This is a genomic window from Catenulispora sp. EB89 (genome assembly GCF_041261445.1).
GTDB lineage: Bacteria > Actinomycetota > Actinomycetes > Streptomycetales > Catenulisporaceae > Catenulispora.
This window is the reverse complement of sequence record NZ_JBGCCU010000019.1, coordinates 126,190-152,856: the sequence shown is the minus strand read 5'-3', so window position 1 is coordinate 152,856 and position 26,667 is coordinate 126,190. Positions and strand designations below refer to the sequence as shown.

Below are 26,667 nucleotides of genomic sequence, written 5' to 3'. Positions count from 1 at the left end.
CGCCTTGATATCCCCGGACCGTCGTGGTTCCCTCCGGGTGACGTCGCGACCGAGGGACACAAACCGGTTTTCCCACACTCGGACCGCAGCCCGGGCGACCAAACCCGGCCCGCTACGGAACCCGTCCGGTTCCTTGGGCAGCGGTTGTGCCCGCCACGGTTTTGATCTTCAACCCCGAACCATCACACCCCTGCGGAAAGGCGACCCCGCGCAAACCGCCGGCCGCCGGCGCGACCCGAGTCGCGCAACCGAACTGCGTCCCCCTGCGAGGTCACCAAACGTTAGGCGAAGCCGTAAAAATCGCCTGCAAACCACAAACCGGCCGCAGCGCCACGCCCACGTTCGACCCAACTTCTGCGCGAATTCCGGACCTGGGCGTTAACGACGAAGCGCCCGCCGCCGATCCTGAACTGGATCTGCTGGCGCGCGCCCTACTAAAGGCTCTGCCAGCGACCTTGTTGAGGTCAGGGGTCTGCGTTTGACGTCTGGTCGTTCGAGGCGGAGCCTGTCGTAGCGGCGCGCGAACTCGTCGATGGCCGCGTGGATGCTGCATCCCAGCCTGGTGGCGGTCCGTACGCTTGCCCCTGTTGTCGATTCTTGACGCTCGAGGCTCGAGGCAACTATGAGATCTGCAACGAGTGCGGTTGGGAAGACGACGGTCAAGACGATCTGAACGCCGACGAGGTCTGGGGCGGCCCCAACGGATCAGAGAGTCTGACCGACGCACGCAACAGCTACGCGCTGTATGCATCGGAGGCCAGGGCCTCGGATGCGGATTCGATCGTCAACGGCGGCGAAGGCGCGTGGTGGGCCCCTGGTGCGCGCAGAATGCGCGACAGGGGCTACACAACCTGAGCACGTTGACAGCTCGTGATTCTGGGCCCGTCCCTGATCGGTCCATCAAACGCCAGCAACAAGATCGCCGACAGAGCCCTATTTGAGGTGGTCAGCCCCCTTGGTAGGGCGGGGCACTACACACCGGAGCCCTACACACCGCAGCACCACGCTCCCGCACCTCCCGCACCTACCGCACCGGGAACCCCGCCGCCCGCAGCGCACCCTTGACCTCGCCGATCGTCACGTCCCCGAAGTGGAACACCGAGGCCGCCAGCACCGCGTCCGCTCCCGCGCCGACCGCCGGGGCGAAGTGCTCCGTCGCGCCCGCGCCGCCGGAGGCGATCAGGGGGACGGTCACCGCGGCCCGCACCGCAGCCAGCATCTCCAGGTCGAAGCCCTGCTTCATGCCGTCGGCGTCGATCGAGTTCAGAAGGATCTCGCCCGCCCCCAGCTCCGCCGCTCGCGCCGCCCACGCCACGGCGTCGATGCCGGTGGAGCGGCGGCCGCCATGCGTGGTGACCTCGTAGCCGGATTCCGTGCTCACGCCCTCGGGGCAGCGGCGGGCGTCGACCGACAGCACCAGTACCTGGTTTCCGAAGCGGTCGGCGATCTCGGCGATCAGTTCCGGGCGGGTCACCGCCGCCGTGTTCACGCCGACCTTGTCCGCCCCGGCTCGCAGCAGGCGGTCCACGTCCTGGACCGAGCGCACCCCGCCGCCGACCGTCAGCGGGATGAAGACCTGGTCCGCGGTGCGGCCGACCACGTCGTAGACCGTCTCGCGCGCATCGCTCGAAGCGGTGACGTCGAGAAACGTCAGCTCGTCGGCACCGGCCGCGTCATAAGCCCGCGCCAACTCCACCGGATCCCCCGCGTCCCGCAGGTTCTCGAAGTTCACGCCCTTGACCACGCGCCCGGCGTTGACGTCCAGGCACGGGATGACGCGGACGGCCAGCTGGCCGAGGGCGGCGGTGCTCACTTGCTACTCCTTCTCAAAGGTATGAATACCGGGCCGAGGCTCGACGCTAAGCAGCCCCAACCCGATAAGCATCCAAATCCACCTCAACCAACATCCCAGGATCCGTCAGCCCCGACACCACCAAAGCCGTGGCCGCAGGCCGGCACTCCGCGAAAACCTCCCCATGCGCCCGCCCCACCTCGGCGACATCCCGCGCATGCACCACATACCACCGGGTCCGCACCACATCGTGCAGCCCGAACCCGGCCTGCTCCAACGCCTTGCGAGCGATCTCCAGCGCGACCTTCATCTGGGCGTACGGATCCCCGTTCCCCTGCACCCTGCCGTCGACAGTGGCGGTACACCCCGCGACCCACGCGTGCGGCCCGGCGACGACCACCCGCGAGTAGCCGTACTCGTTCTCCCATTGCCCTTCGGAGCCGATCCGCTGGATGCTGCTCATATATCTCACGCACTCCTGGTGAGTTCGAGGGCTTCTTCAAGCGTGAACGCGCCCGCGTACAGCGCCTTGCCGACGATAGCGCCCTCGACGCCGATCGGCACCAGCGTCGCCAGAGCCTCCAGGTCCGCCAGCGACGACACCCCGCCCGAGGCCACGACCGGCTTGTCGGTGGCCGCGCAGACGTCGCGCAGCAGGTCCAGGTTCGGCCCGGTCAGCGTCCCGTCGCGGTTCACGTCCGTCACCACGTACCGCGCGCAGCCGTCGGCGTCCAGGCGCTGCAGCACCTCGAACAGCTGCCCGCCCTCCTGCGTCCAGCCCCGCGCGGCCAGCGTCGTGCCCCGCACGTCCAGCCCGACCGCGATCTTGTCGCCGTGCTCGGCGATCACCTCGCTGACCCACTCCGGCCGCTCCAGTGCGGCGGTCCCGAGGTTGACGCGCGCGCAGCCGGTGGCCAGGGCGCGCTTGAGCGACACGCTGTCCCGGATGCCGCCGGACAGCTCGACCTTCACGTCCACCGACCCGATCACCACGGCCAGCAGGTCGGCGTTGGTCCCGCGGCCGAACGCGGCGTCGAGGTCCACCAGGTGGATCCACTCGGCGCCGGCCTCCTGCCAGGCCAGCGCGGCGGCGAGCGGGTCTCCGTAGGACGTCTCGGAGCCGGCGGCGCCCTGCACGAGACGGACGGCCTGGCCGTCGGCGACGTCGACGGCGGGCAGGAGTTCGAGGTAGCCGGACATCAGATCCCTGTTCTGCGAGTGTTGATTAACGGTGTCGGGTTCAGGACAGCTGCTCGAGCCAGTTCCGCAGCACGTGCAGACCGGCGTCGCCGGACTTCTCCGGATGGAACTGCGTGGCCGACAGCGGCCCGTTCTCCACCGCGGCGACGAACGGCTCGCCGTGCGTGGCCCACGTCACCAACGGCGCGGCCATCCGCCCGGTGTCGGTCAGCTCCCACTTGCGCACCCCATACGAGTGAACGAAGTAGAACCGCGTGTCGGCGTCGAGCCCGGCGAACAACCGCGACCCCGCGGCCACGTCCAGCGTGTTCCACCCCATGTGCGGGATGATCGGCGCGTCCAGCCGCTCCACGGTCCCGGGCCACTCGTGGCATCCGGCGGTCTCCACGCCGTGCTCCACCCCGCGCTCGAACAGGATCTGCATCCCGACGCAGATCCCCAGCACCGGCCGCCCCCCGGCCAGCCGCCGCCCGATGATCCGGTCGCCCTTGACCGCCTTGAGCCCGGCCATGCACGCCGCGTACGCCCCCACCCCGGGCACGAACAGCCCGTCCGCGTTCAAGGCGGCGTCGACGTCCGCCGTGACGCTGACCTGCGCCCCGGCCCGCTCCAGCGCCCGCTCGGCGGAGCGGATGTTCCCGGAGCCGTAGTCCAGGACCACGACGGAGGGCTTGCTCACCAGCGCATCACCCCGCCGGCGATCGCCATGCCGGCGCACAGCACCAGCAGTATCGACATCACCCGCATGTTGCCGTTGCCGGAGGCCTGCCGGAACAGCGAGAACGCTCCGCCAAGGAGAAAAAGGCCGAGGAACAGAAGTCCCGCGGCCGCGTAACTGCCGGTCATCTCTAAAGGACACCCTTCGTGCTCGGAATACCGTTCACTCTAGGGTCCGGCGTGCACGCCTCCCGCAGCGCCCTGGCCAGCGCCTTGAACTGGGCCTCGACCACGTGGTGCGCGATCCGGCCGTAGGGCACGCGGATGTGCAGGCAGATCTGCGCCTGCGCCACGAACGACTCGAAGATGTGCCGGGTCAGCTCGGTGTCGAAGTCCCCGATCATCGGCGCCAGGTGCTCGGGCATCTCGTGCACCAGGTACGGCCGCCCGGACAGGTCCACGACCACCTCGGCCAGGGTCTCGTCCAGCGGCACCCGGGCGTCGGCGAACCGGCGCAGGCCCGCCTTGGTGCCCAGCGCCTCGCGGAACGCCGCGCCCAGCGCCAGCGAGGTGTCCTCGACGGTGTGGTGGCCGTCGATGTGCAGGTCGCCCTCGGTCTTCACGGTGAGGTCGAACAGGCCGTGCTTGGCCAGCTGGTGCAGCATGTGGTCGAAGAAGCCCACGCCGGTGGAGATCTCGGCCTCGCCGGTGCCGTCGAGGTCGATCTCCACCAGGACGCCGGTCTCGCCGGTCGTCCGCTCCACCCTGCCCACGCGGCTCACGATTCTCCATCCAACACGGCAAGACTCTCCTTCAAGGCGTCCAGGAACGCCGTCGTCTCAGATTCGGTCCCGGCGGTGACCCGCAGCATGCCGGGAATGCCCACGTCACGGATCAGCACGCCGTGGTCGAGGATCTTCTGCCACAGCGTCTTCTGGTCCCCGCCCGGAACGCCGAAGAACACGAAGTTGGCGTCGGAGGGGACCACGTGCAGCCCGAGCGCGACGAGCTCGGCGACGATGCGGTCCCGCTGCGCCTTCACCGCGTCCACGGTGCCGAGCAGCGCGTCGACGTGCTTCAGCGCGGTCCGCGCGGCGGCCTGCGTGAGCGCCGAGAGGTGGTACGGCAGGCGCACCAGCAGCAGCGCGTCGATCACCGCCGGGTCGGCGGCGAGGTAGCCGACGCGCGCGCCGGCCATGGCGAACGCCTTCGACATGGTGCGCGTGACGATCAGCCGGGGGTTCTCAGGCAAGAGCGTCAGCGCCGAAGGAGTGCCGGGCCGCGCGAACTCGAAGTACGCCTCGTCCACCACCACCATCGCGCCGACCTGGTCCGCGGCCTTGACCACGGCCCGGATCACGTCCAGCTCCATCGCCGTCCCGGTCGGATTGTTCGGCGAGGTCAGGAACACGATGTTCGGCTGGTGCTTCTCGATCGCCGCGACGGCCTTGGCGGCGTCGAGCGTGTAGTCGCCCTCGCGCAGGCCGGAGATCCACTCGGTGGCGGTCGCCAGCGCGATCAGGCGGTGCATCGAGTAGGAGGGTTCGAAGCCGATGGCGCTGCGGCCGGGGCCGCCGAAGACCTGGAGGATCTGCTGCAGGACCTCGTTGGAGCCGTTGGCGGCCCAGACGTTGCGGACCGTCAGGCCGTGGTCGAGGTAGTCGGCCAGGTCCTTGCGCAGGTCGGTGGCGTCGCGATCGGGGTAGCGGTTGAGCGTGGTCGCCGCGTCGGTGACGGCCTTCGCCAGGTCCGCCACGAGTTCGGCCGGCGGGCCGTACGGGTTCTCGTTCGTGTTCAGCGGATACGGCACGTCGATCTGGGGCGCGCCGTACGGCGTCAGCTCCCGCAGATCGTCGCGGATCGGCAGGTCGCGGTAGTCCACGTCTCAGCCCCGATCCTCGAAGCGGGCCGTCACGGCCTCGCCGTGCGCGGGCAGGTCCTCGGCGTTGGCCAGGGCCACGACCAGCGCCGAGGCCTCGGCCAGGGCCTCGCGGGTGTAGTCGACGACGTGGATGCCGCGCAGGAAGCTCTGCACCGACAGCCCCGAGCTGTGGCAGGCGCAGCCGCCGGTGGGCAGCACGTGGTTGGAGCCGGCCAGGTAGTCGCCGAGGCTCACCGGCGCGAAGGAGCCGACGAACACGGCGCCGGCGTTGCGCACCTTGGCGGCGTCGGCGGCGGAGTCCCGGGTCTGGATCTCCAGGTGCTCGGCGGCGTAGCCGTTGGCCACGATCAGCGCCGCGTCGATGTCGTCGACCAGCACGATCGCCGACTGCCGCCCCGCCAGGGCCTCGCGGATCCGCTCGACGTGCTTGGTCGCGGCGACCCGGGTCTCCAGCTCCCCGACGACCTGGTCGGCCAGCTCCTCGGAGTCGGTGACCAGCACCGCGGCGGCCAGCGGGTCGTGTTCGGCCTGGCTGATCAGGTCGGCGGCGACGATCCCGGCATCGGCGGTGGCGTCGGCGACCACCATGATCTCGGTCGGGCCGGCCTCGGCGTCGATGCCGATGACGCCCTTGAGCAGCCGCTTGGCGGCGGCGACGTAGATGTTGCCGGGGCCGGTGACCAGGTCGGCACGGCGGCAGACGATGGCGCCGTCTGCGTCCTGGTAGCCGTAGGCGAACATGGCGACGGCCTGCGACCCGCCGACGGCGTAGACCTCGTCCACGCCGAGCAGCGCGCACGCGGCCAGGATCGTGGGGTGCGGCAGCCCGCCGAACTCCTTCTGCGGCGGCGAGGCGACGGCCAGCGAGCCGACCCCGGCCTCCTGCGCCGGCACGACGTTCATCACCACGGAGGACGGATACACGGCGCGGCCGCCGGGCACGTACAGCCCGACCCGGTCCACCGGCACCCAGCGCTCGCTGACGGTGCCACCCGGGACGACCTGCGTGGTCGAGGCCTGGCGGCGCTGGTCCCGGTGCACCTTGCGGGCCCGGCGGATCGACTCCTCCAGCGCGGCCTTGACCTGCGGATCCAGCTGCTCCACGGCCTCGGCGAGCGCCGCCTTCGGAACCTTGACCTGCTCCAGCTCGACCCCGTCGAACTTCGCCCCGTACTCGATCAGCGCCGCCTCGCCGCGATGGTGCACGTCCTCGACGATCGGACGGACGACGGCCAGGGCCGCCTCCACATCCAGCTCGGCCCTGGGTACCAGGGCGCGAGGATCAGTCTGGCTCGTGTCCAGAGCGCGACCGCGCAGGTCGATTCGAGTGATCACGTCACGATTCTAGTTCGGCGAGGAACGCCGGTCCGGCGCGTCCGCAGAGTGGGCACCCCGCGCCGGGCAGCGACTAGATTGGGTGCGTGACGACAGAGCTACCGCTGTTCCCCCTCGGAAGCGTGCTCTTCCCGGGCGTCGTACTCCCCCTGCACATTTTCGAACACCGCTACCGGCAGCTGGTCCGCGACCTGTCGGCGCTCCCGGAGGGCGCGCCGCGCCGGTTCGGCGTGCTCGCCGTCAAGGACGGGCACGAGGTGGGGCACGGCAACGTCACGGCGCTGTACGACGTGGGCTGCACCGCCGAGATCGACTCGATCGTGGAGTACGAGGACGGCCGCTTCGACATCACCACCACCGGAGTGCACCGCTTCCGGCTGGAGGCCTTCGACGACGAGGGGCCCTACGCGCGCGGCGAGGTCGAGCTGCTCGACGAGGTGGCCGGCCCGGAGGCCGAAGTGCTGGCGCCGGGGCTGACGGCGCTGTTCCGCAAGTACCAGGCCGCGCTGTCGGAGCTGCGGGGCGTGCAGGTCGGGTCGATCCCGGAGCTGCCGGAGGATCCGACGGTGCTGTCGTATCTGATCGGCGCGGCGACGGTGCTGGACACGTACGAGAAGCAGCGGCTGCTCACCACGGAGACGACGGTGGACCGGCTGCGCGCCGAGGCGAAGATCCTGCGGCGGGAGACGGGGATCTTGAAGAACCTGCCGTCGCTGCCGGCGGTGGATCTGCTGCGGCGGCGGAGTCGGTAGACGCGCGCCGCTGGTCGCCGCTTGCCGCTTGCTGCTTGCTGCTTGCCGCGCCTGAACGCAGAACGCCGCCGCGCGACGGAAGGTCGGCGGCGGCGCGTGCGAGAACGACGGCAGCTTGTCAGCCCAGGGAGTTGTCCGCCTGCGGCGCGCCCGAGGCGGCGCCGGATGCGGGACCTGATCCGTTGTCGGATCCCGGCTGATGCTGGGGCTGGGGCTGCGGCTGCCCTTGCGGTTGCGGCTGTCCCTGCTGCTCCGGGGCCTGCTGACCGGCCGGCAGCCCATAAGGATTCGCCGCCGTGAAGTACCCCTGCCCCTGCGTCGGCCCCTGCCAGTCCGGCGGCGACGGCTTCGTGAAAGCCCACGTCAGCGCCAGGAACAGCACCGTCCCCAGCATCGGCGCGGCCAGGTAGAGCCCCTGCGCGTGCAGCGCGACCGGCGCGTGGAAGTTGTGTCCGGCGGCGATGATGTGCAGCACCGTCAGCGGGTCGGGCATCGACACCCAGCGCCCGAGCGCGGCCGCGATCGTCGAGGCGGCGAACCCGCCGAGCAGCACGCCGGCCCAGGCGCCGATCGCCGCGCCCTCCCGGTTGCCCTCGCGGTCGAGCCCCGCGAACATGCCGCGGCGGGCCAGCAGGAACCCGAGGATCCCGAGCAGCAGGCCGACGATCGCGGTGAAGACGAAGTAGTACCCGTCGACGCTCGCGATGCCCTTCGCCTCGGGCGCCACCAGCAGCGCGGACTGGTCGACGCCGGAGGTGACCTGCGAGACCGCGTTGGCCGGCAGCGTCAGCCACACCGTGGGCGCGAAGCGGTACCACGCGAGCGCGGCCAGCACGCCGAGGACCGTCCCGGTGACCAGCAGGATCGCCGCGGCCAGCAGGTCGGGACGCCAGAGCAGCAGCAGCTCGCGCAGCGACCGCCCGGAGCGCCCGGGCCCGCCCGAGGCACCCGGCGCGCCCGCCGCACCCGGTCCGCCGGGACCGGTCGGCACAAGGTTCGGCACCTGCGGCAGGCCCTGGGCACTCTGCGGTTCCTCGAAGGGGTTCCGCCACGGCGAGGAACCCTGGCTCTGCCCATCGGCAGTCGGCGAAGTCTGGTCGTTCATCGTCCATCAGCTTTTCATGCCGCGCCCCATCCTGGCAGCCGGGAGTGGCGGTTGGTGCCGAACCAGGACGCCGCGACGCCTGCGACACCCGCGCCGACAGCCTTCCTGGCACCATTGCCGCATGGCAGCGAAGAACCGGCAGGCGAGCGGAACCCCGGCCACCGCCCTGCTCAGCAAGGAAGGCGTGGACTTCACCGTCCACACCTACGACCACGACCCGAGCGCGGCCTCCTACGGCCAGGAGGCGGCGGACGCCCTGGGCGTCGAACCCGACCGCGTCTTCAAGACCCTGGTCGCGGACGTGGACGGCGACCTGGTCGTGGCGGTCGTCCCGGTCTCCGGCTCCCTGGACCTGAAGGCCCTGGCGACCGCGGTCGGCGGCAAGAAGGCGGCGATGGCCGACCCCGCCGCCGTCACCCGCACCACCGGCTACGTCCTCGGCGGCGTCTCCCCGCTAGGCCAGCGCAAACCGCTGCCGACCGTGGTCGACGAGACCGCCCAGCTGTTCGACACCATGTTCTGCTCGGCCGGCAAGCGCGGGATGGAGATCGAGCTGGCGCCCGGGGACCTGGTGCGGCTGACGGACGCGGTAGTGGCGGAGATCGGGCGGGAGGGGTAGCCGCTACCGCCCCGCCTCCGCCGCCACCTCGACCTTGGTCCCCCGCAGCACCGCGTAGACCATCGAGAACGCCACGATCGCCTCGGCCCACAGGAACACCGTGTAGTCCAGCAGGCAGCCGATCGGCGGCTGGCCCGGCGCGGTGTTCCGGTACCCGGCCAGGGCGAACAGCGAGGCCGCCATCCAGCCCAGGCCCGGCCAGACCATGCCCAGGCGGCGGTGGCCCATCACCAGTGCGCCGGTCAGGACGGACAGGGCCAGGGCCCACATGATGACGTACATCAGCCACACCATCACGAACGTGCCGCGGGTCCGGCGCAGTTGGATGTCGAAGCCGGGTTCGGACTCGTCGCCGTTCACGGTCGCGCGGGTGACGAAGCCGGGGTCGGAGTCGACGATCTCGACGGCGGTCGGGGCCGGTTCGCCGCCGATGGTCGCGGCGAAGGCGAGGGTGGTCGAGTAGCGGTCGAACGGGTAGTCGGCGATGTCGCCGCCGGGCAGGTCCATCAGCATGTCCTTGGACACGATGCGCTTGCCGGCCGGGTAGGTCAGCTCGCCGGAGGACAGCGACGAGGTCTCGACGGTCAGGTCCTGCGTCGGGAAGACGCCGTCGCCGCCCTTGGCATATTTACCGACGACGGTCACGAACACCCGCACCTGCGCGTCGTTGCGCGCGGCCTCGACCCGGTTGATGGTCGCCACGATGTCGACGCGGTCCGGCGCGCCGGTCGCGCCCGCGCCGAAGCCGCTGTGCCGGCCGCCGCGGTCCAGGTGGGACAGGTAGACGCCGACCCCTGTGGCCAGCGCCACCAGCAGGACCGCACCGACCATCGACGCCCAGGTGCGCGGATGCGCCGGGGGCCACCACCAATCCGTTCTCTGCACGGGTCCAGTGAACCGCCAAGATCCCCCGGCGCCCCGCAGCAACGCCGCAGGGCTCGATGAAACGGGTGTCGAATCAGCTCTCGGCCGCGATGAGGTCCAGCGCGCGCTGAAGATCATCCGGGTACTGGCTCTCGAACTGCACCCACTCCCCGGTCCCGGGATGCTCGAACCCCAGGCTCACCGCGTGCAACCACTGCCGCGTCAGCCCCAGCCGCTCCCCCAGCTTCGGGTCCGCGCCGTACTGCAGGTCCCCGACGCAGGGGTGCCGCAGCGCCGCCATGTGCACGCGGATCTGGTGCGTCCGCCCCGTCTCCAGCTTGATCGCCAGCAGCGTCGCCGCGCGGTAGGCCTCGATCGTCTCGTAGTGCGTGACGCTGTCCTTGCCGTCCCGGACCACCGCGAACTTGTAGTCGTGGTGCGGGTGCCGACCGATCGGCGCGTCCACGGTCCCGCGCATCGGGTCCGGGTGCCCCTGCACCAGCGTGTGGTAGCGCTTGTCCACGGTCCGGTCGCGGAAGGCCTGCTTGAGCAGCGTGTAGGCGCGCTCGGACTTCGCCACGACCATCAGGCCGCTCGTCCCGACGTCCAGCCGGTGCACGACGCCCTGGCGCTCGGCGGACCCGGAAGTCGAGATCCGGTACCCGGCCGCGGCCAGCCCGCCGATGACGGTCGTCCCCAGCCACCCCACGCTCGGGTGCGCCGCGACCCCGACCGGCTTGTCGATGACCACGATGTCCTCGTCGTCGTGCACGATCCGCATGCCCTCGACGGCCTCGGCCTTCACCGCCACCGGGTCGGCGGCCGGTGGCAGCTCGATCTCCAGCCACGCCCCGCCGCGCACCCGGTCGGACTTCCCGGCCTCCGCGCCGTCCAGCCGCACCCGGCCGTCCGCGGCCAGCTCGGCGGCGCGGGTCCGGGACAGGCCGAACATGCGGGCCAGCGCGGCGTCGAGGCGTTCGCCCTCGAGGCCGTCCGGGATGGGGAGGCTACGGAGATCAGACATGGCCACCATTATCCGGCAGCGCGGGGCAGCCTCGGACTACGCGTCCTTGCCGGAGGAGTCCTCGGGCTCGGCGTCCCCCGACGAGGACGGCGCCGGCACCGCCACGGCCTCCGGCTTCACGTCCTTGTGCCGCGACCCGTCCGGCTGCATGCCGAGGAAGGACAGCAGCACCATGAGGCAGCCGCCGACCACGATCGAGGAGTCGGCGAGGTTGAACACCGGGAAGTTGTAGTGCACCAGCGGGAACGTCGGGAACTGCAGGAAGTCCACGACATCGCCGCGCCCCACCCCCGGCGCCCGGAACAGCCGGTCGCTCAGGTTCCCGAGCGCGCCGCCGAGCAGCAGCCCCAGCGCGATGGCCCAGGGCAGCGAGCGCAGATTGCGCGAGACCCGCAGGATCACGAACACCACGCACGCGGCGATGAAGGTGAACACCCAGGTCTGGCCCTCGCCGATGGAGAAGGCCGCCCCGGAGTTGCGGATCAGGTTGAGGTCCAGGAAGCCGCCGGGCACGTGCACCGGACCGCGGTCCTGGAGCTTGGCGACCACCAGCGCCTTGCTGACCGCGTCGATGGCCAGGGCCAGCGCCGCGAAGACCAGCACCACGCCGATGCGGCGCTTGCGGTGCGGGGCGGCCTCGAGCTCGATGTCAGGCTGGGTCTGGGTCTCGGTCTGGATCTCGGCCTCGGCGCTCGGGGAATCCGACTCGGAAACCTCAGAGGCACCGGTCACCTCGGCATCCCCGGCAGTCTCGTCGACGATCCCGACCACGTCCTCGGCCACCTCTGAATCCGCACGTACTTCTGAAGCCACGCGCACACCCTACCTTCGCGGCACCGGGGACGAGGCACGATCACGCGGGGAAGATCGCATCAGGAAAGATCTCCTGAGCAACGATCCCGGCCCGGCACCTCCGCCGGGCCGGATCCGTACCTCAGCGGCGTTCCTGCTTCTGCTTGCAGCTCATGCACAGCGTGGCCCGCGGGAACGCCTGCAGCCGGTACTTGCCGACCGGCTCGCCGCAGGACTCGCACACGCCGTAGGTGCCGGCCGCCAGCCGGGCCAGCGCGCGCTCGGTCTGCTGCAGCATCTCCCGGGCGTTGTTGGCTATGGCCATCTCGTGCTCGCGCTCGAAGTTCTTGGTCCCGGCGTCGGCCTGGTCGTCGCCGGCCCCCTCGCCGGAGTCCCGCAGCAGGTCGGCGATGCCGGTCTCGGCGGTGCTGATCTCCCGGCGCAGCCGCGCTGCGTCGCCCTCGAGCTCGGCCTGGAGCTCGCCGACCTCGTCCGGGGTCCAGGGGTCCTCACCGGTCCGGTACGGCGGCAGCCCGCCGACCCCGGCCACGGTCTCGGTGATCTGCGTGACCGTCATGGGAGTCTCCTTGTCCGCGGGAACCTCTGCCGAGGTGGTGGTCGCCGACGGCTTCGGGGCCGTCTTCGGGGTGGCTTCGGCCGTGGCCTGGGCCGCGTTCTGCGCCGTACTCTTGGCCGACACCGAAGCGGCCGGCCCGGTCGCCGACCGTCGCGCCTCACCGGCGCCGGGGCGGCGGGTCGGCGGCGAGGCCTTGGCCCCGGTCGCGGCCCGAGTCGGCTTGGGCACCGCCTTGCCGGCCGTCGCCTTCGTCGCCGTGCCGGCGGCGTGCGTGGCCCCCGTGGCCGCCTCTGATGCCTTCGTCCTGCTCGTCGTCACGGCCGTCATCCTCGCTCTCTGACGTGGCGGCGCAGTGCGCTCTCACTGAGCACGCTGTACACCCTCACGGGCCCGTCCGCCCCCAACTCACACGCGACGTGTAGCGTGCCCACGCCGGGCCCCCGCTAATCACGCTTCGTGAGGGGAGAAACGTCCCAAGCCGCCCACCAGTTCCCGTCGAACACTTGCGCACCAAACATTCACTCGTTCGGGCTAAGTGGCCTCCCGGGCCGGTACGGCCGGGTGTTCCCGCGGTTTCCGCCCGGTTCAGCCGAGCAGGTCCCGCACCAGCTCGCGCAGGGTTTCGGGGTCTTCCGAAGAAACACCTAAGACTTTGTCGCGCGAGGTGGCTCCGGTGATCAACACGACGGCGCGGCGCGGCATTCCCAGCGCTTCCGCGACCGCCCGGAGGGCCGCTTCGGTCGCCGCGCCGTCGATCGCCTTCGCCGTGACGGCCACGATGAGTGACCGATCTCCGTGCCGTCCGCCGACTCTCGTCCGGGAGCTCCCGGGCTTCACGCGAATTGGAATTCGGAGCTCCTCCATACCGCTTACAATGACACGAGTACCCGAGCAGGCAGCGACGGGACGAGTAGCGCGGCGGGAAAGCCTCAGCGATCCGGGGACGGTGCGAGCCCGGAGGCGGACGCCGCGCGAAAATCAGCCCCGAGCCGCCGGAAGAAAGGGCCGCCAGGCCCGAGTAGAACCGGCCGGATACGCAATGAAGTGGACATATCGTTGACGACGGTGTGTCAAGGAGGGTGGTACCGCGGTACCGGCGCTCTATATAGAGAGTGCCTGTGTCGTCCCTTCGTCGGTTCGGCTCCTACGACGAAGGAAGGCACCGCGCATGACTGCGCCTGATCCGAGGCTGTACCGCCCCGTCAACGCCCAGCTCGATCTCCCGGCGATGGACGCCGAGATCATCGACTTCTGGCGCGGCGCCGCCATCTTCGACAAGAGCCTGAAGGCCACCGAGGGCGCCCCGCGCTGGACCTTCTACGAGGGCCCGCCGACCGCGAACGGCCGCCCCGGCACCCACCACGTGGAAGCCCGCGTCTTCAAGGACGTCTTCCCGCGCTTCAAGACCATGCAGGGCCACCGCGTGGACCGCAAGGCCGGCTGGGACTGCCACGGCCTGCCGGTGGAGCTGGCCGTGGAGGCCGAGCTCGGTTTCACCAACAAGCAGGACATCGAGGCCTACGGCATCGCGGAGTTCAACGCCAAGTGCCGCGAGTCGGTGCGCCGGCACGTGGGCGCCTTCGAGAAGCTCACCGAGCGCATGGGCTACTGGGTGAACACCGACGAGGCGTACTGGACGATGAACCCGTCCTACGTCGAGTCGGTCTGGTGGTCGCTGAAGCAGATCTTCGACAAGGGCCTGCTGGTCCAGGACCACCGGGTCGCGCCGTACTGCCCGCGCTGCGGCACCGGCCTGTCCGACCACGAGCTGGCGCAGGGCTACGAGACCGTCGTCGACCCCTCGGTCTACGTCCGCTTCCCGCTGACCTCCGGCCCGCTGGCCGGCAGCACCTCGCTGCTGGTCTGGACGACCACGCCCTGGACCCTGGTGTCGAACACCGCGGTCGCGGCGCACCCGGAGGTCGCCTACGTGGTGGTCACCGACGGCGCCGAGCGCCTGGTCGTCGCCGAGCCGCTGGTGGCCAAGGCGCTCGGCGAGGGCTGGGAGCCCACCGGCGAGACCTACACCGGCGCCGAGATGGAGCGCTGGACCTACCAGCGCCCCTTCGAGCTCGTCGACGTCCCGGACGCGCACTTCGTGGTGCTGGCCGACTACGTCACCACCGAGGACGGCACCGGCCTGGTGCACCAGGCCCCGGCCTTCGGCGCCGACGACCTGGCCACCTGCAAGAAGTACGACCTGCCGGTGGTGAACCCGATCCGCGGCGACGGCACCTTCGAGGAGTCGGTGCCGATGGTCGGCGGCGTGTTCTTCAAGAAGGCCGACGAGGTCCTGACCTCGGACCTGCGCGAGCGCGGCGTGCTGTTCAAGCACCTGGAGTACGAGCACAGCTACCCGCACTGCTGGCGCTGCCACACCGCGCTGCTCTACTACGCGCAGCCGGCCTGGTACATCCGCACCACCGCGTTGAAGGACGCGATGATGCGCGAGAACGACGCGACCAACTGGTTCCCGGAGAACGTCAAGTACGGCCGCTTCGGCGACTGGCTGAACAACAACATCGACTGGTCGCTGTCGCGCAAGCGCTACTGGGGCACGCCGCTGCCGCTGTGGGTGTGCGAGGACAACCACGTGACCGCCGTCGGCTCGCTGAAGGAGCTCGGGGAGCTGTCCGGGCAGGACGTGTCCGAGCTGGACCCGCACCGGCCCTTTGTCGACGACGTCACGATGCCCTGCCCGCAGTGTTCGAAGACCGCCACCCGGGTCCCGGAGGTCATCGACGGCTGGTACGACTCCGGCTCGATGCCCTTCGCGCAGCACGGCTACCCCTACGCCGAGGGCTCGGTCGCGGCCTTCGAGAACGCCTACCCGGCGGACTTCATCGCCGAGGCCATCGACCAGACCCGCGGCTGGTTCTACTCGCTGCTGGCGGTCGGCACGCTGGTCTTCGACAAGTCCTCGTACAAGAACGTGCTGTGCCTGGGCCACATCCTGGCCGAGGACGGCCGCAAGATGTCCAAGCACCTGGGCAACATCCTGGAGCCGATCCCGCTGATGGACCAGCACGGCGCCGACGCCGTCCGCTGGTTCATGCTGGCCGGCGGCTCGCCGTGGTCGGCCCGCCGGGTCGGGCACGCGACGATCCAGGAGGTCGTCCGCAAGACCCTGCTGACGTACTGGAACACGGTCTCCTTCCAGGCCCTCTACGGCCGCACCGGCGGCTGGGCGCCGTCGGAGGCGGACCCGAAGCCGAGCGAGCGGCCGGCGCTGGACCGCTGGGTGCTGTCGGAGCTCAACGTCCTGGTCCGCGAAGTCACCGCGGCCATGGACGAGTTCGACACCCTGAAGGTCGGCAAGCTCCTGTCGGCCTTCGTGGACGACCTGTCCAACTGGTACGTCCGCCGCGCCCGCCGCCGCTTCTGGAACGCCGAGCCGGCCGCCATGGCCACGCTGCACGAGGCACTGGAGACGGTGACGAAGCTGATGGCCCCGATGGTGCCGTTCATCACCGAGCGGGTGTGGCAGGACCTGGTCCGGCCGGTCGCGGACGACGCGCCGGAGTCGGTGCACCTGTCGGCCTGGCCGGTCCCGGACGACGCCCTGATCGACGCCGACCTGGCCGAGCAGATGGCGCTCACCCGCCGCCTGGTCGAGCTGGGCCGGGCCACCCGCGCCGACTCCGGCGTGAAGACCCGCCAGCCGCTCTCCCGCGCGCTGGTCGGCGCCCCGGGCTGGGCCGCACTCGGCGAGGAGCTGCGCTCGCAGCTGCTGGAGGAGCTGAACGTCGTGACGACGTCGCCGCTGGCGGACGCCGGCGGGGAGCTGATCGACTACAGCGCGAAGGGCAACTTCCGGACGCTGGGCGCACGCTTCGCGAAGCGGACGCCGCTGGTCGCCGCCGCGATCGCCGCCGCCGACGCCGGGGCGCTGGCCGCGGCGCTGCGGTCACAGGGCTCGGCGACGGTGGCGGTCGAGGGCGAGGAGGTGACGGTGTCGCCGGACGAGGTGATCGTCACCGAGACCCCGCGCGAAGGCTGGGCCGTGGCCACCGCCGGCGGCGAGACCATCGCCCTGGACCTGCACATCACGCCGGAACTGCGGCGCGCGGGACTGGCGCGCGATGTGGTGCGCTTCCTGCAGGAGACGCGGAAGGCCACGGGACTGGATGTGGCGGACCGGATCCGGCTGACGTGGGAACCGCTGCCCGGCGCGGAGGCGGGCCCGGAGACGGCGGCGGCGGTCCGCGAGCACGCGACGATGATCGCCGACGAGGTGCTGGCCGTGGAGTTCGCCGAGGGCGAGGTCGCGACCGACGTGGACCCCGCCGAGCTGGCAAAGCTGCAGGCCGCGATCGTCGGGGACGCGGATCTGGGGCTTCGGTTCCGGATCGCTAAGGCGATCTGAGTCGGGCCGGTTTTGAAGCGCGCGCCGCCGATCCTGAACGGATTCGGTGGCGCGCGCTTCTGTTGGCGGCGCGGGCTATACATACATACAAGGGGCGAAAGTGGCATAACAAAATGCCCGCACCGCCGCGCCTCGCACCGCCGCGCCTCGCACCGCCGCGCCTCGCACCGCCGCGCCTCGCACCGCCGCGCCTCGCACCGCCGCGCCTCGCACCGCGGCTGCCGCGCCCGGCCCGCCCCGCCAACGCCCTCAGTTGATCGGAATATCCCGCACCAAAATGATCCCCGCCATGATCCCGTTCACCCCCACGGCCTGCGTCCAGTAAGCATTCACCGTCGACCCCGACGCCGGCGCGTCCACCACGAAGTCGCCGATCAGCGGCTGCCCCGGGTCGATGTTGCCGTCCGAGCTCCCGCTCCCGAGCGTCCACAGCGAGTCGAAGTTCTCCGCCTTCAGCGTGTTGCCCTGCGCGTCGACCACCACGCCGCCGGTGAAGACCCCCTCGTTCATGCTGACCTGCTGGCCGCTCTCGTTGTCGATGGCGAGGTGGATCACGATCTTCGCCCCGTTGCGCGCGGCCCTGAGTTTGATCGTCAGCGCGTGCCCCGCCGGCGCGCCCTTCGGCCAGGTCGCCGTCACCGATTTGTCAGGGTTCAGCGCGACGCTGATCGGCTGCGGGTCGGCCAGCTGGCCTTGGGGCGTCCACGTGCCGGCGGCGGGCGGCGACGCAGGGACCGATGAAGAGGTCTCCGTCACCCCAGTGGGTCCCGCCGTCGTCGCCGTAGTCGCCGCTGTCGTCGCCGCCACCGTCGTCGAAGAACCCGTCGTCACCCCGCTCGGGCTGCCACCGGCCACCGCGACCGACCCGCTACTGGCGCATCCCTGAAGCCCCACCCCCGTGATCATCACTACGCATATGCTTGCCATATTCCGCATTCCGCGACGCCCAGCCAAGAACTGAGTCATCATCCCCCCGTGTCTTCGCATGTCGCCGATTCTGCCGTCAGCAGGCTTATTCCGTAAACCCGCCTCCCAGCCGGTCTGTCGTGTTGCCACCTTCCTCGACCATGTGACACTTTTACCCAATGGATCGCTGTGCCGTCTTGGTCGACGCCGGATATGTACTGGCCGCCGCCGCCAACGTGGTGAGCGGTGATCCCGGCCGTCCCGGAATCGATGTCGACTACCCCGGCCTGGTGACCGCCCTGACCGAGCGCGCCGCCCTCGAGACCGGCCTGCCCGTCCTGCGTGTGTACTGGTACGACGCGGCCCCGGCCACCGGCCCGACCCGGGACCAGCGCCTGCTGCGCGTGCTGGACGGCGTCAAGCTCCGCCTGGGCAAGCTCGTGCGGCGCGACGACGGCAAGTTCGAACAAAAGGGCGTCGACACCTTCCTGCACGCCGACCTCACCGGCCTGGCCCGCAAGCGCGCGGTCGCCGACGTGGTCCTGGTCAGCGGGGACGAGGACCTGCTGCACGCGGTCGAGGAGGCGCAGGAGTACGGCACCCGCATCCACCTGTGGGGCGCGGCCTCGGACTACAACCAGTCCCTGGAGCTCATCGCCGCCGTGGACAAGTCGATGACGCTGTCCGAGGAGTGGCTCAAGCCCTACGTCTGGGTGAAACACCAGCCCGGCATGGGAGACGACGCCGGCTGTGAGCCGGCCAAGACCGGCCCCGGCGAGCACGCGAAGCCCGCGCACAAGGTCTTCCCCTCCCCGCTGGACATGCCGCCGCGCGTGCTGCACCCCACCGAGTCCCCCAAGACCCCGCTGGCCAACAGCCGCTTCCCCAAGCTCTGGCAGGTCACGTCCCCGACCCAGCGCTTCCTGGACGCCGAGGAGAACAAGAGCTTCGGCCGCGCCGACCCGATCGACGTCGGCCGGGCCTACGTCGCCCGCTGGATGGCCCGCGCCACCGAGGCCGAGCGCCGCCGCCTCACCGACTGGACCGCGACCTGGACCTGGGTCCCGCACGACCTGGACCCGGACCTGCTCCGCTTCGCCAACGACCTGGGCATCGACACCTGGGAGGCGGAGCTGGAGCCGATCAAGCACGAGCTGCGCGCCGGGTTCCTGGACGGGCTGAAGAAGTGGCGGGACCAGCACGACAGCGAGCCGCCCGGGATGATGGCCGCTCCCCCGGCGACACCGGCCCCCGAGACCCCGCCGCAGCCCCCGGCCGCACCGGAAACCGCCACTCCCGCGGCTCCGCCGGACGCGTCTTCGACGGAAGCGACAGCGCCTCCCACCGTCCCCGCGCCCCAACCCCCGCCTACCTCGGCCGGTCCCCCAGAATCGCAGCACGCTCCATCACCCGGCGCAGCGGGAAATAGTCACTGACCGCATAGTGCTGCACGGCCCGGTTGTCCCAGAACGCGATCGAACCGGCCGACCACTTGAACCGCACCTGGAACTCCGGCACCGCGGCCTGCCGGAACAGCACCTTCAGCAGCTCCTCGCTCTCGTCGTCGTCCAGCCCGACGATGTGCGTCGTGAAGATCGCGTTGACGAACAGCGTCCGCCGCCCGGTCCGCGGGTGGATCCGCACGACCGGGTGTTCCACCGCCGGGTATTTCTCCTGCATCTCCCGGAGCTTGTCCGCGTCCATGCCCAGCCCGAACGGCAGCGTGAAGTCGTGCACCGCGACCCGCCCCTCGATCCGGGCCTTGACCTGCTCGGGCAGGAAGTCGTACGCGGCGGCCATGTCCGCGAAGCAGGTGTCGCCGCCGGCCTCGGGCACGTCCAGCGCTCGCAGCACCGAGCCGAGCGCGGGCTGCTCGCGCCACGTGACGTCGGCGTGCCACACGTTCTCCACTCCCGCGTTCTCCGCCCCCTTCTCAAAACGCACGATCTCCGGAACATCGCCCTGCGGCAGGAAGGGATGGATCTCCAATTCGCCCCACATTCCTGCGAAATCACGATGCCCGGCACCGGTGAGCCGGTTCTGGTCCCGGAAAAACAGGACCTTGAATTCCAGCAGCGCCCGGTCCAGCTCGGCGAATACCTCGGGGGTGATCGGCTCGCTGAGATCGATATCCGAAATCTCGGCACCGATCAGCCGGGTGCACGGCGCGACCGTGATGAACTCGTATGGGTGAGATTCCTCGCCTTCCGGCAGGCGTCGCAGGCCCCTGCGCGGGCCGGCGTGGAGTTCGCGGCCGGTGAGGAGGGCTTGGAGGGTGGCGTAGGGGGCCATGGGCTCACTCCTTGTGCGTCGGGTGCTTCGGGTGCTTCGGGTCGGAAAGAATTGCGGCGCCGGCGGCAACCAATGTCTCGGTCCCGACGCCGGTGCCCGGATGCCGCTCACGATCGGCGAGCGACGTGATGACCAGCAGCGCCAACAACCGCATCCGGTCGGCGAACATGCCGGGCGGCAGACGCAGATGACCGGTCGCCGCCTGGAGCCCCGATATCAGGGCCCGGATGCTCGACCCCTCCGGGCGTTCCAAGGCGAGCGACGCCGGGTCGTACTCCGGATACCGCATCGCCTCGGCAAGGAAGCGCAGATACCACGACGACCGCCCGGCCTTCTCGGCGTCCGTCAGCGTCTCGGCCAGCGGTTCCACCAGGGCCCTGACATAAGTCCGCACATCGCCATCGCCACTGGCGTGCGCGGCCAAAAACTCCAGCCGCCGCGCATTGATCGGCCCCATCCGATGCTCGTACAGCGCGCCGACCAACGCGGCCCGCGTCCCGAAGTGGTACGCGACCGCCGACGTGTTGCGCTGCCCGGAGTCCGCCGCGATCTGACGCAGCGACACCGCCTCGATGCCGTCCTCGGCGAACCTCCGCTCGGCCGCCTCCAGGATCCTGATACGTGCGCTCACGCGGCGCACGTTAACGCGATCGCGTTAAAAGCGGAAGAGTGACCTCAGTCCATCAGGGTCCGCAGCCACTCCAACCCCGCCACGCTGAACGCCGCCTGGAACGGCCGCAGCGTCGGCAGTCCCGGCGGCGCCGGCCGCCGGCTCGCGCACGTGATCATGCCGACGACCCCGACCGCGAATGCCCGCACCGCCTCCGGATCCGCACCCGCGAGCAGCGGATGCGCGGTGACGGCAGCGGCCAGCTCCGGGCCGCCGTACATCCACACGTTCGGCACGAACAACGCCATGTCCAGCCACGCCGCACCCCGCGCAGCCCACGGCCAGTCCACGAAGTACACGCGGTCGGCGGTAATCAGGATGTTGTCGGCGCGGACGTCGAAATTGACGAGCGTGTCGCCCTCGCACAGCGCCGCCATGCCCTCCTCGATCGCGGCCAGCCGGTCCAGCCGCTCAAAGGCCCACGCGTCGAGCCATCCCAAGTCGTCCTCGCCGGCCGCGTGGGCCTTCTCCAGACCGCGCCAACCGTCGAACCCGACCAGCTGTTCGAAGACCGGCGGCACGTCGTCGATCGGCGACGGCGTCAGCAACTCGGCCAACTCGCCGAGCGCGTCCACGGTCCGGCGCAGCTCGTCCGGATCCCAGTCGGGGCCCGGGTTCCGGCCGTCGATCTCCTCGAAGACCAGGACCACCCAGCCGTCCTCGTCCAGCGAACCGAGCAGCTTCGGCACCGGCGCGTGCTCCGGCATCAGCGCGGAGTACTTCGCCTCCCGCCGGTGCATGTCCGGCGAATCAGGGTTCGTCTCCACGCTGACCGCCTTGACGAACGCGCGCCGTCCGGCCGACGTCCGCAGCCGCACCGCCGGCCCCGGCGAGAACCCGCCGGTCTGCGTCACGGCCTCGACCACCTCTCCCCCGCCCAGGAGGTCCACGACGCGGGCTCTGAGGTGCTCCGGCACGGCGGTCCACGGCGCGCGCACGCCGCTGGCCGCCGGCAGTGATCGTCTCGTCGATCGTCTCGTCATTCAGGCATGATGCCGGGGATGCCCGGCGGGCGTCATCCCGATTACCTCGAACGCGCCGGTCACCGCCGGTGCCGATGGCCGTGACCGTCCCCGGCGCCCGTTACGCTGGTGCGCGTGCTGACCGTCTCCACCGTCAACGTCAACGGCATCCGTGCCGCCGCCGCCAAGGGCTTCACCGAGTGGCTGAACGCCACCCCGGCGGATGTCGTGTGCCTGCAAGAGGTCCGAGCCGAACCGGACCAGTTCCCGGCGCACCTGCGCGCCCCCGAAGGCTGGCACACGCTGATCGCCCCAGCAGCCACCAAAGGCCGCGCCGGCGTCGCCCTCTACAGCCGCATCGCCCCCACCGCCAGCCGCATCGGCTTCGGCGACCCCGAATTCGACACCTCCGGCCGCTACGCCGAGATGCAGCTCCCGACCCTCACGATCGGCAGCCTCTACCTCCCCGCAGGCGAGGTAGGCACCGAACGCCAGGCGGAGAAGGAACGCTTCATGAAGGCCTTCCACGCCCACCTGACCACCCTGACCACCGAGGCCGCCGCAACCAACCGCGCCGTCCTGATCTGCGGCGACTGGAACATCGCCCACCAGGAAGCCGACATCAAGAACTGGAAGGCCAACCAGAAGAACTCCGGCTTCCTCCCCGAGGAACGCCAGTGGCTCACCAGCGTGATGGCAGAAGCCGGCTACGTGGACGTGGTCCGCGCCCAGCACCCCGGCGTCGAGGGCCCCTACTCGTGGTGGAGCTTCCGCGGCAAGGCTTTCGACAACGACAGCGGCTGGCGCATCGACTACCAGATGGCATCGGCGAACCTCGCGGCGGTCGCGTCCTCGGCGGTGACGGAGCGGGCCGCCAGTTACGCCGAGCGCTGGTCGGACCACGCTCCGGTGACATGCGCTTACGACTGGGACATCGCGGCGGTGCCGGCTCCGCGGAGTCCGATTCAAGGTGTCGCTACTGTGAAGTGAGTCGCGCTGGCACTGTCGCCACATCAAGCGCCGACGCTCGACCTCCCCTTTGGGCCGTTTGCGACAGACTAGCCACTTACGAGGAAGCTCGCTAAGGATGTGGCTTACTCGGGCATATAGCAGAGAGCGGAAGACGACGTGGGTCGGTGGCAAGACGACTTCGAGGTTTGGCTGACGGCTCAGCTAACCGATCTCCCGGCCAGATCACGCGCGAAGCGCGCTATTTGGCGTCAAGTTGCGTCAAGGGTTGACGGCAGCCCGGCGGCGGCTGAAATCACACTGCGTCAGCTGCTACGTCGCGCCGACGGCGAACGTCTCTTGGCGCAGCTGCTGGACGAGGGATGGGCCCAGATTCGCTCCGCCTTGACGAGCGACCAGGCAGGCCTATCGTTGCCCTTTCGATACTGGCAGATGTCCGAGCAGGACAGGGAACCGAACGGTACCGGCGGCGACTTGGCCGTCGCCGTCTACACAATCATCACCGCCGCGCAAGCTGTCGACTGGCCGATCAGCGCCACCGAGCTGAGGTTCCTACTCGACGGCGCGCACTACGATCCGGCTCTGCTTCGACTTCTGATCACCTGGGCGGAAACCCAACCACCGGACAACGCGCCCGGATGGCACGTCCCTGGTCGGCCAGCTCCTTCTTCGATGAAGCGATGGTTCGCACAGGCCGGTCGGTACGTATATGGGACTCCTGCGCCCAACTGGAATGCGGCGCTGTGGAAGTCGCCACAGGCTGTGTCCGTCGCACGTGCTGCCCTGCAGACAATTGACGCGGAGGCGGTGCTCGAAGCTGCGAGCCTGGTCGGCATCGGACGTGACCGGTTCCTCGTCACAGCTGCCCTCATCGACGCCGAGGCGGCGGAGCGTTTGGTCGCAGACGAATCCATACTCGATGGTCTGCCACCGATCGATTTCACCGGGACGCCGGATTCGAGTGCGTCGGACCTACTGCCATTCTTGCCGCTCTCGGCCCGAGGCGAGCTTCTCGTCAAGATTGGCTGGGTCGCGGCTGTCGAGTTGCACATGTCCGGTCTCGCACCTACCGCAGCCTCCGTCGCTACTATCATGGCGCGGGACACAGCAGCTGTTGAGGAAACTACGTTATGCGGCCTGGTGTTTGTGTGGGCCGATCTGCTTCAGCTTCGCAAATACCGAGACACTTGGAAACACAAAGTCCGACGCGACGGGGTCTTGTCCCGACTGCGCGAGTATGTACGCCACTACCCAGACGCCTTCACGCTCTCTGCCAAGCACATGCTCGCCCACGCAGAAGATTTCGGCTCTGACATCCTGGACCTGCTTGCCGAGGCTGCAGGACTGCATTCACAGGTCTTGGACGTCCTGACCGGACTCGCCGAAAGCGACGACGACGCCGAGGTCCGGGACCAGGCACAGGGCATCGTGGTACAAACCCGCGGAGAGCTGCCGGCAGGCGGCGTCCCGATCTACCCCCACCCGCTAACCCCGCTGTCAAATATCTGGCTGGGGTCACTAGCGGTCCAAGGAACGCTGGGCAACAGCCTTCGCAGCGCCGCAGACCGGTTCCGATCTTTCATACTGCAACAAGGCCGCGCCCAAGAAGAGCTCGTGACGGGTTTTTTGTTGCACGAGTTCGAGTCGGCGTTCCGCGACGCCGAACTGCGCCTGACCGCTGGCGGCACCCCGTTGTCGGGACTTATCAAGGTCGAGCAACGGCCGACGGTGAAGTCCGAAGAAGCGCTGTGGGGCTGCGATATCGCATTGCTGCTAACAGTAGATATACCGAAGGTCGCAGTCCTGGAGTTGGCAGAACTGGTCCAGATCAAGAAGTCGCAGGCGCTCCTCGGCGGCACAACCGCCAACCAGGGTGAGTCATGGCGGATCGATGTCCCACAGTTAACTGCGTTACTGGAACGGTCCCAGACTGCCAACTACTGGCTCATCGCCTCCACCGGCGAACTGCCGTGTGTCCCGGCACGCTGGATCCACAGCATGGGGCGGGGCCGTGGAGCACTCCATCAGGCGAGCTTCACGGTCGGCTACAACGATGTCCGGCACTCCGGGATTCCGATCGAACAGTTCCTGCCGGAACTCTTGCTGGGAACATGGATCGGGTCCGCGTCGCCAGAGACGGTTAACTTCGCGAATGGCCACGATGCACAGGTCAAGCCACGGTACGTGTTCTCGGTCTCGGTCACGGCGGAGGTCCCGCGAGGCTAGCCATACATCGACCGCATGAGCATCCTCGGATCGCATTCAGTCCCTGCGACAGATGGTTCCGACTCGGTAAACGGGTGGCTGGTCGGGTACGATCCTCCGCATCAGGTGTCTGGATGCGTACCCCTGTTGGAGCCCGACCTCCAATCATGTACGGCCAGGAGTGTGGGTCACTCGGCCTGAGCCAGTGTCATGCAGTGGTACCAGTCCTGCGACCTTCGCACGTCAGTCGGGTGACGTGAGAGGGGTTTCGCATGACGAGAAGGCCGAACTCCGCACGCCAGGCCGCCGCGAGAGACCGTGGCCGGTACACAGGTGAAACGATCGCCGCAGCCTACGCGGGTATTCCGTCCGGGCAACGCGCCAAAGGACCGGATTCCGATCGGCTTGGTCTGGACCGCTGCTCCCCCGCTCAGCTCGATCTCCGGGCCCGAATGGCCCTCGGAGTCTTCAACCTCGACTCGCTGAGCCGTTTTGAGAACGGTCTATCGTGGTCTGCTAATGCGATCACTGCCTACACCCTGACCGTGTCCCCTCGGTTCGATGAACTCGTGCTCATCACTCGCACACCTGACAATGTCGCCGGCCGGCTGGTCCGCGGCGAGGCACCGGGACTACCGGGCCTCAGAGTCGTCGCCGACGACTGGAACGGCGTGCGCATGCGCGACATCGTCACAGGTTCAGACGTTGTGGTCACTTCGGATCAGGCTGGGCGGGTAACCGAGACCGCACGCACCAGCGACACGGTCTTCTTTAGCCCCGACCAGCGGTGGTCCGCCGGGCCGCAGACCCCTCGTCCTCGCGAAGCGGAGCGCCTCGCGACGGTACCGCCGATGTCACACGACACGAAACGACTACTCGCCGGGCTGCTCACCCGCCTGAACATCAACGACCCCGCAGGTACGTGGTCAACGGGCAATTGGTTCTGGGACCCTTTCAGACCACACGGAGAGCCTCACGTCCCGCGATACAAAGGCCACGACCACGACAGCCGCGGGCTATGGGGCTCAGGCGACCGCTGGGAGTTGGCTTGGTCCGGATATCCAACCGGTGCATCTCTCATCAAGGCCCTAACCCATCCCATAATCGGCATCAACGGTGTAGCCGCGCTGGAGACGCGCGATAGTTGGCAGCTCACCCTCGGGACCGCCATGCTCGAACTGCACACTCTTGACCTGGATGCGAGGTCACAATGACCTCGGCAATCACCCAATTCCACGATTCAGGAACATCGCTGATCCTAGGCAGCACCGCGACCGTACTATGGTGGTTCACCCGCCTGCTAAAGATCCTTATGCCGTCAGAGTCACGAGACCGCCTAGAGCTGTGGCGCTTATGGCTCACCCGTCGAGGTGAAGGCAAACAGTCACACAATCTGGCCACACCAGCGGCATGCCGGGTCCGCGCAACACCGACCGATTCGCAGGGAACAGCTCCAGCCGACGCGAGTGAAGCGGCACTCTGATCTTGCGGCACCCAGGGCCCACAGCTGCTTGGCAAGCGCCGGGCTACGCCCAGGGTCACCTTCCCGAACTCCTTGTGAAACGGATCCTAAGGTCCGCTGGCGAATCGAGCTCATTCTGACGACAGGGAATATCGCACAAACCGCGACAGCGGCGGCAGTGGAGAAAGGCCGCGACGTACGCGGAGCTTTGGGCCTATCACGCTCCGGTGACCTAC

General features: G+C 69.4%; 28 protein-coding genes. 10 read left to right on the top strand and 18 right to left on the bottom strand.

The genetic code is table 11. The features are described from left to right. The first annotated feature begins 540 nt into the window (after positions 1–540). On the top strand, positions 541–855 hold the full coding sequence (locus ABH920_RS33325; RefSeq protein ID WP_370353207.1) for a CPCC family cysteine-rich protein: 315 nt from the start codon (positions 541–543) through the stop codon (positions 853–855). Between the two features lie 169 nt (positions 856–1,024). Here ABH920_RS33325 and hisF read toward each other — a convergent pair whose 3' ends face one another. Genes hisF through hisD form a run of 8 tightly spaced genes read right to left on the bottom strand, consistent with a single transcriptional unit; the run spans position 1,025 to position 6,866 of the window. After that, complete coding sequence (hisF, locus tag ABH920_RS33320) at positions 1,025–1,813, bottom strand: imidazole glycerol phosphate synthase subunit HisF (RefSeq protein ID WP_370353206.1); 789 nt, start codon at positions 1,811–1,813, stop codon at positions 1,025–1,027. Positions 1,814–1,859: 46 nt separating this feature from the next. After that, entirely contained in the window at positions 1,860–2,255 is a 396-nt protein-coding gene (locus tag ABH920_RS33315; protein ID WP_370353205.1) for a RidA family protein, read from the bottom strand. A 5-nt stretch (positions 2,256–2,260) separates the two neighbouring features. Continuing rightward, entirely contained in the window at positions 2,261–2,992 is a 732-nt protein-coding gene (gene priA / locus ABH920_RS33310; RefSeq protein ID WP_370353204.1) for a bifunctional 1-(5-phosphoribosyl)-5-((5-phosphoribosylamino)methylideneamino)imidazole-4-carboxamide isomerase/phosphoribosylanthranilate isomerase PriA, read from the bottom strand. Between the two features lie 40 nt (positions 2,993–3,032). Continuing rightward, entirely contained in the window at positions 3,033–3,671 is a 639-nt protein-coding gene (gene hisH, locus ABH920_RS33305; RefSeq protein ID WP_370353203.1) for an imidazole glycerol phosphate synthase subunit HisH, read from the bottom strand. Continuing rightward, positions 3,668–3,838, bottom strand: coding sequence for a hypothetical protein (locus ABH920_RS33300; protein ID WP_194917445.1), 171 nt, complete (start codon positions 3,836–3,838; stop codon positions 3,668–3,670). Before ABH920_RS33300 ends, hisH begins: the two co-directional genes overlap by 4 nt. 2 nt (positions 3,839–3,840) lie before the next feature. Beyond that, on the bottom strand, positions 3,841–4,431 hold the full coding sequence (hisB, locus tag ABH920_RS33295; protein ID WP_194917447.1) for an imidazoleglycerol-phosphate dehydratase HisB: 591 nt from the start codon (positions 4,429–4,431) through the stop codon (positions 3,841–3,843). Beyond that, positions 4,428–5,531 (bottom strand): histidinol-phosphate transaminase, encoded by a 1,104-nt coding sequence (locus ABH920_RS33290; RefSeq protein WP_370353202.1) that lies wholly within the window; start codon positions 5,529–5,531, stop codon positions 4,428–4,430. Before ABH920_RS33290 ends, hisB begins: the two co-directional genes overlap by 4 nt. Positions 5,532–5,534: 3 nt before the next feature. Then, positions 5,535–6,866 (bottom strand): histidinol dehydrogenase, encoded by a 1,332-nt coding sequence (gene hisD, locus ABH920_RS33285; RefSeq protein WP_370353201.1) that lies wholly within the window; start codon positions 6,864–6,866, stop codon positions 5,535–5,537. Between the two features lie 86 nt (positions 6,867–6,952). On the opposite strand from hisD, the gene ABH920_RS33280 reads away from it, so the two are divergent. Further along, positions 6,953–7,618 carry an LON peptidase substrate-binding domain-containing protein gene (locus tag ABH920_RS33280; RefSeq protein ID WP_370353200.1) on the top strand — a complete coding sequence of 222 codons (666 nt, stop codon included), beginning with the start codon at positions 6,953–6,955 and terminating at the stop codon, positions 7,616–7,618. A gap of 118 nt (positions 7,619–7,736) precedes the next feature. Here the strand turns inward: ABH920_RS33280 and ABH920_RS33275 are convergent, their stop codons facing one another. Then, the gene (locus ABH920_RS33275) at positions 7,737–8,723 is read right to left on the bottom strand and encodes a hypothetical protein (RefSeq protein WP_370353199.1); all 987 of its coding nucleotides are present in this window, start codon (positions 8,721–8,723) and stop codon (positions 7,737–7,739) included. A 121-nt stretch (positions 8,724–8,844) separates the two neighbouring features. Between ABH920_RS33275 and ybaK the strand changes: the two genes are divergently transcribed. Next, on the top strand, positions 8,845–9,342 hold the full coding sequence (gene ybaK, locus ABH920_RS33270) for a Cys-tRNA(Pro) deacylase (protein ID WP_370353198.1): 498 nt from the start codon (positions 8,845–8,847) through the stop codon (positions 9,340–9,342). Positions 9,343–9,345: 3 nt separating this feature from the next. Here the strand turns inward: ybaK and ABH920_RS33265 are convergent, their stop codons facing one another. The 4 genes from ABH920_RS33265 to ABH920_RS33250 all read right to left on the bottom strand — a co-directional run bounded on the left by ABH920_RS33265 (position 9,346) and on the right by ABH920_RS33250 (position 12,599). Beyond that, a complete protein-coding gene (locus ABH920_RS33265) occupies positions 9,346–10,227 on the bottom strand; it encodes a DUF4436 family protein (protein ID WP_370353197.1) in 882 nt (293 codons plus the stop codon). A gap of 73 nt (positions 10,228–10,300) precedes the next feature. Beyond that, the gene (locus tag ABH920_RS33260; protein WP_370353196.1) at positions 10,301–11,239 is read right to left on the bottom strand and encodes an RluA family pseudouridine synthase; all 939 of its coding nucleotides are present in this window, start codon (positions 11,237–11,239) and stop codon (positions 10,301–10,303) included. A 27-nt stretch (positions 11,240–11,266) separates the two neighbouring features. Beyond that, entirely contained in the window at positions 11,267–12,043 is a 777-nt protein-coding gene (gene lspA / locus ABH920_RS33255) for a signal peptidase II (RefSeq protein WP_370353195.1), read from the bottom strand. A 121-nt stretch (positions 12,044–12,164) separates the two neighbouring features. Further along, positions 12,165–12,599 carry a TraR/DksA family transcriptional regulator gene (locus ABH920_RS33250; protein WP_370353194.1) on the bottom strand — a complete coding sequence of 145 codons (435 nt, stop codon included), beginning with the start codon at positions 12,597–12,599 and terminating at the stop codon, positions 12,165–12,167. On the opposite strand from ABH920_RS33250, the gene ABH920_RS33245 reads away from it, so the two are divergent. Further along, on the top strand, positions 12,589–12,939 hold the full coding sequence (locus tag ABH920_RS33245; RefSeq protein WP_370353193.1) for a hypothetical protein: 351 nt from the start codon (positions 12,589–12,591) through the stop codon (positions 12,937–12,939). The two genes, ABH920_RS33250 and ABH920_RS33245, sit on opposite strands and share 11 nt — an antisense overlap. 245 nt (positions 12,940–13,184) lie before the next feature. Here the strand turns inward: ABH920_RS33245 and ABH920_RS33240 are convergent, their stop codons facing one another. Continuing rightward, positions 13,185–13,463, bottom strand: coding sequence for a DUF167 domain-containing protein (locus ABH920_RS33240; protein ID WP_370353192.1), 279 nt, complete (start codon positions 13,461–13,463; stop codon positions 13,185–13,187). 304 nt (positions 13,464–13,767) lie between these two features. Between ABH920_RS33240 and ileS the strand changes: the two genes are divergently transcribed. Next, positions 13,768–16,965, top strand: coding sequence for an isoleucine--tRNA ligase (gene ileS / locus ABH920_RS33235; RefSeq protein ID WP_370353190.1), 3,198 nt, complete (start codon positions 13,768–13,770; stop codon positions 16,963–16,965). A 249-nt stretch (positions 16,966–17,214) separates the two neighbouring features. On the opposite strand, the gene ABH920_RS33230 is transcribed toward ileS, so the two are convergent. Next, entirely contained in the window at positions 17,215–17,721 is a 507-nt protein-coding gene (locus ABH920_RS33230) for a hypothetical protein (protein ID WP_370353189.1), read from the bottom strand. Positions 17,722–17,725: 4 nt separating this feature from the next. Here ABH920_RS33230 and ABH920_RS33225 point away from each other — a divergent pair, with 4 nt between their 5' ends. Both ABH920_RS33225 and ABH920_RS33220 read left to right on the top strand, forming a co-directional pair. Further along, positions 17,726–17,851, top strand: coding sequence for a hypothetical protein (locus ABH920_RS33225; RefSeq protein ID WP_370353188.1), 126 nt, complete (start codon positions 17,726–17,728; stop codon positions 17,849–17,851). Positions 17,852–18,050: 199 nt separating this feature from the next. Continuing rightward, on the top strand, positions 18,051–19,307 hold the full coding sequence (locus tag ABH920_RS33220) for an NYN domain-containing protein (RefSeq protein ID WP_370353187.1): 1,257 nt from the start codon (positions 18,051–18,053) through the stop codon (positions 19,305–19,307). Here ABH920_RS33220 and ABH920_RS33215 read toward each other — a convergent pair. Genes ABH920_RS33215 through ABH920_RS33205 form a run of 3 tightly spaced genes read right to left on the bottom strand, consistent with a single transcriptional unit; the run spans position 19,240 to position 21,816 of the window. Next, positions 19,240–20,163, bottom strand: coding sequence for a TauD/TfdA dioxygenase family protein (locus ABH920_RS33215; RefSeq protein ID WP_370353186.1), 924 nt, complete (start codon positions 20,161–20,163; stop codon positions 19,240–19,242). The two genes, ABH920_RS33220 and ABH920_RS33215, sit on opposite strands and share 68 nt — an antisense overlap. Before the next feature lie 4 nt (positions 20,164–20,167). Further along, on the bottom strand, positions 20,168–20,794 hold the full coding sequence (locus tag ABH920_RS33210) for a TetR/AcrR family transcriptional regulator (RefSeq protein WP_370353185.1): 627 nt from the start codon (positions 20,792–20,794) through the stop codon (positions 20,168–20,170). 44 nt (positions 20,795–20,838) lie between these two features. Then, on the bottom strand, positions 20,839–21,816 hold the full coding sequence (locus ABH920_RS33205) for an aminoglycoside phosphotransferase family protein (RefSeq protein ID WP_370353184.1): 978 nt from the start codon (positions 21,814–21,816) through the stop codon (positions 20,839–20,841). A 114-nt stretch (positions 21,817–21,930) separates the two neighbouring features. Here ABH920_RS33205 and ABH920_RS33200 point away from each other — a divergent pair, with 114 nt between their 5' ends. The 3 genes from ABH920_RS33200 (at position 21,931) to ABH920_RS33190 (ending at position 26,183) form a co-directional block, all read left to right on the top strand. Beyond that, the gene (locus tag ABH920_RS33200) at positions 21,931–22,785 is read left to right on the top strand and encodes an exodeoxyribonuclease III (RefSeq protein WP_370353183.1); all 855 of its coding nucleotides are present in this window, start codon (positions 21,931–21,933) and stop codon (positions 22,783–22,785) included. A 411-nt stretch (positions 22,786–23,196) separates the two neighbouring features. Then, a complete protein-coding gene (locus ABH920_RS33195) occupies positions 23,197–24,990 on the top strand; it encodes a hypothetical protein (protein ID WP_370353182.1) in 1,794 nt (597 codons plus the stop codon). A 251-nt stretch (positions 24,991–25,241) separates the two neighbouring features. Then, a complete protein-coding gene (locus ABH920_RS33190; RefSeq protein ID WP_370353181.1) occupies positions 25,242–26,183 on the top strand; it encodes a hypothetical protein in 942 nt (313 codons plus the stop codon). Positions 26,184–26,667 lie beyond the last annotated feature (484 nt).

Bases quoted from the DNA above. Each gene is read 5' to 3' on its own strand.
- ABH920_RS33240 (WP_370353192.1), bottom strand. From the start codon at position 13,463: ATGGAGGAGCTCCGAATTCCAATTCGCGTGAAGCCCGGGAGCTCCCGG.
- ABH920_RS33195 (WP_370353182.1), top strand. From the start codon at position 23,197: ATGTCCGAGCAGGACAGGGAACCGAACGGTACCGGCGGCGACTTGGCC.
- ABH920_RS33220 (WP_370353187.1), top strand. From the start codon at position 18,051: ATGGATCGCTGTGCCGTCTTGGTCGACGCCGGATATGTACTGGCCGCC.
- ybaK (WP_370353198.1), top strand. From the start codon at position 8,845: ATGGCAGCGAAGAACCGGCAGGCGAGCGGAACCCCGGCCACCGCCCTG.
- ABH920_RS33260 (WP_370353196.1), bottom strand. From the start codon at position 11,239: ATGGTGGCCATGTCTGATCTCCGTAGCCTCCCCATCCCGGACGGCCTC.
- ABH920_RS33250 (WP_370353194.1), bottom strand. From the start codon at position 12,599: ATGACGGTCACGCAGATCACCGAGACCGTGGCCGGGGTCGGCGGGCTG.
- ABH920_RS33205 (WP_370353184.1), bottom strand. From the start codon at position 21,816: ATGACGAGACGATCGACGAGACGATCACTGCCGGCGGCCAGCGGCGTG.
- ABH920_RS33190 (WP_370353181.1), top strand. From the start codon at position 25,242: ATGACGAGAAGGCCGAACTCCGCACGCCAGGCCGCCGCGAGAGACCGT.
- ABH920_RS33275 (WP_370353199.1), bottom strand. From the start codon at position 8,723: ATGAACGACCAGACTTCGCCGACTGCCGATGGGCAGAGCCAGGGTTCC.
- ABH920_RS33215 (WP_370353186.1), bottom strand. From the start codon at position 20,163: ATGGCCCCCTACGCCACCCTCCAAGCCCTCCTCACCGGCCGCGAACTC.
- priA (WP_370353204.1), bottom strand. From the start codon at position 2,992: ATGTCCGGCTACCTCGAACTCCTGCCCGCCGTCGACGTCGCCGACGGC.
- ileS (WP_370353190.1), top strand. From the start codon at position 13,768: ATGACTGCGCCTGATCCGAGGCTGTACCGCCCCGTCAACGCCCAGCTC.
- ABH920_RS33300 (WP_194917445.1), bottom strand. From the start codon at position 3,838: ATGACCGGCAGTTACGCGGCCGCGGGACTTCTGTTCCTCGGCCTTTTT.
- ABH920_RS33315 (WP_370353205.1), bottom strand. From the start codon at position 2,255: ATGAGCAGCATCCAGCGGATCGGCTCCGAAGGGCAATGGGAGAACGAG.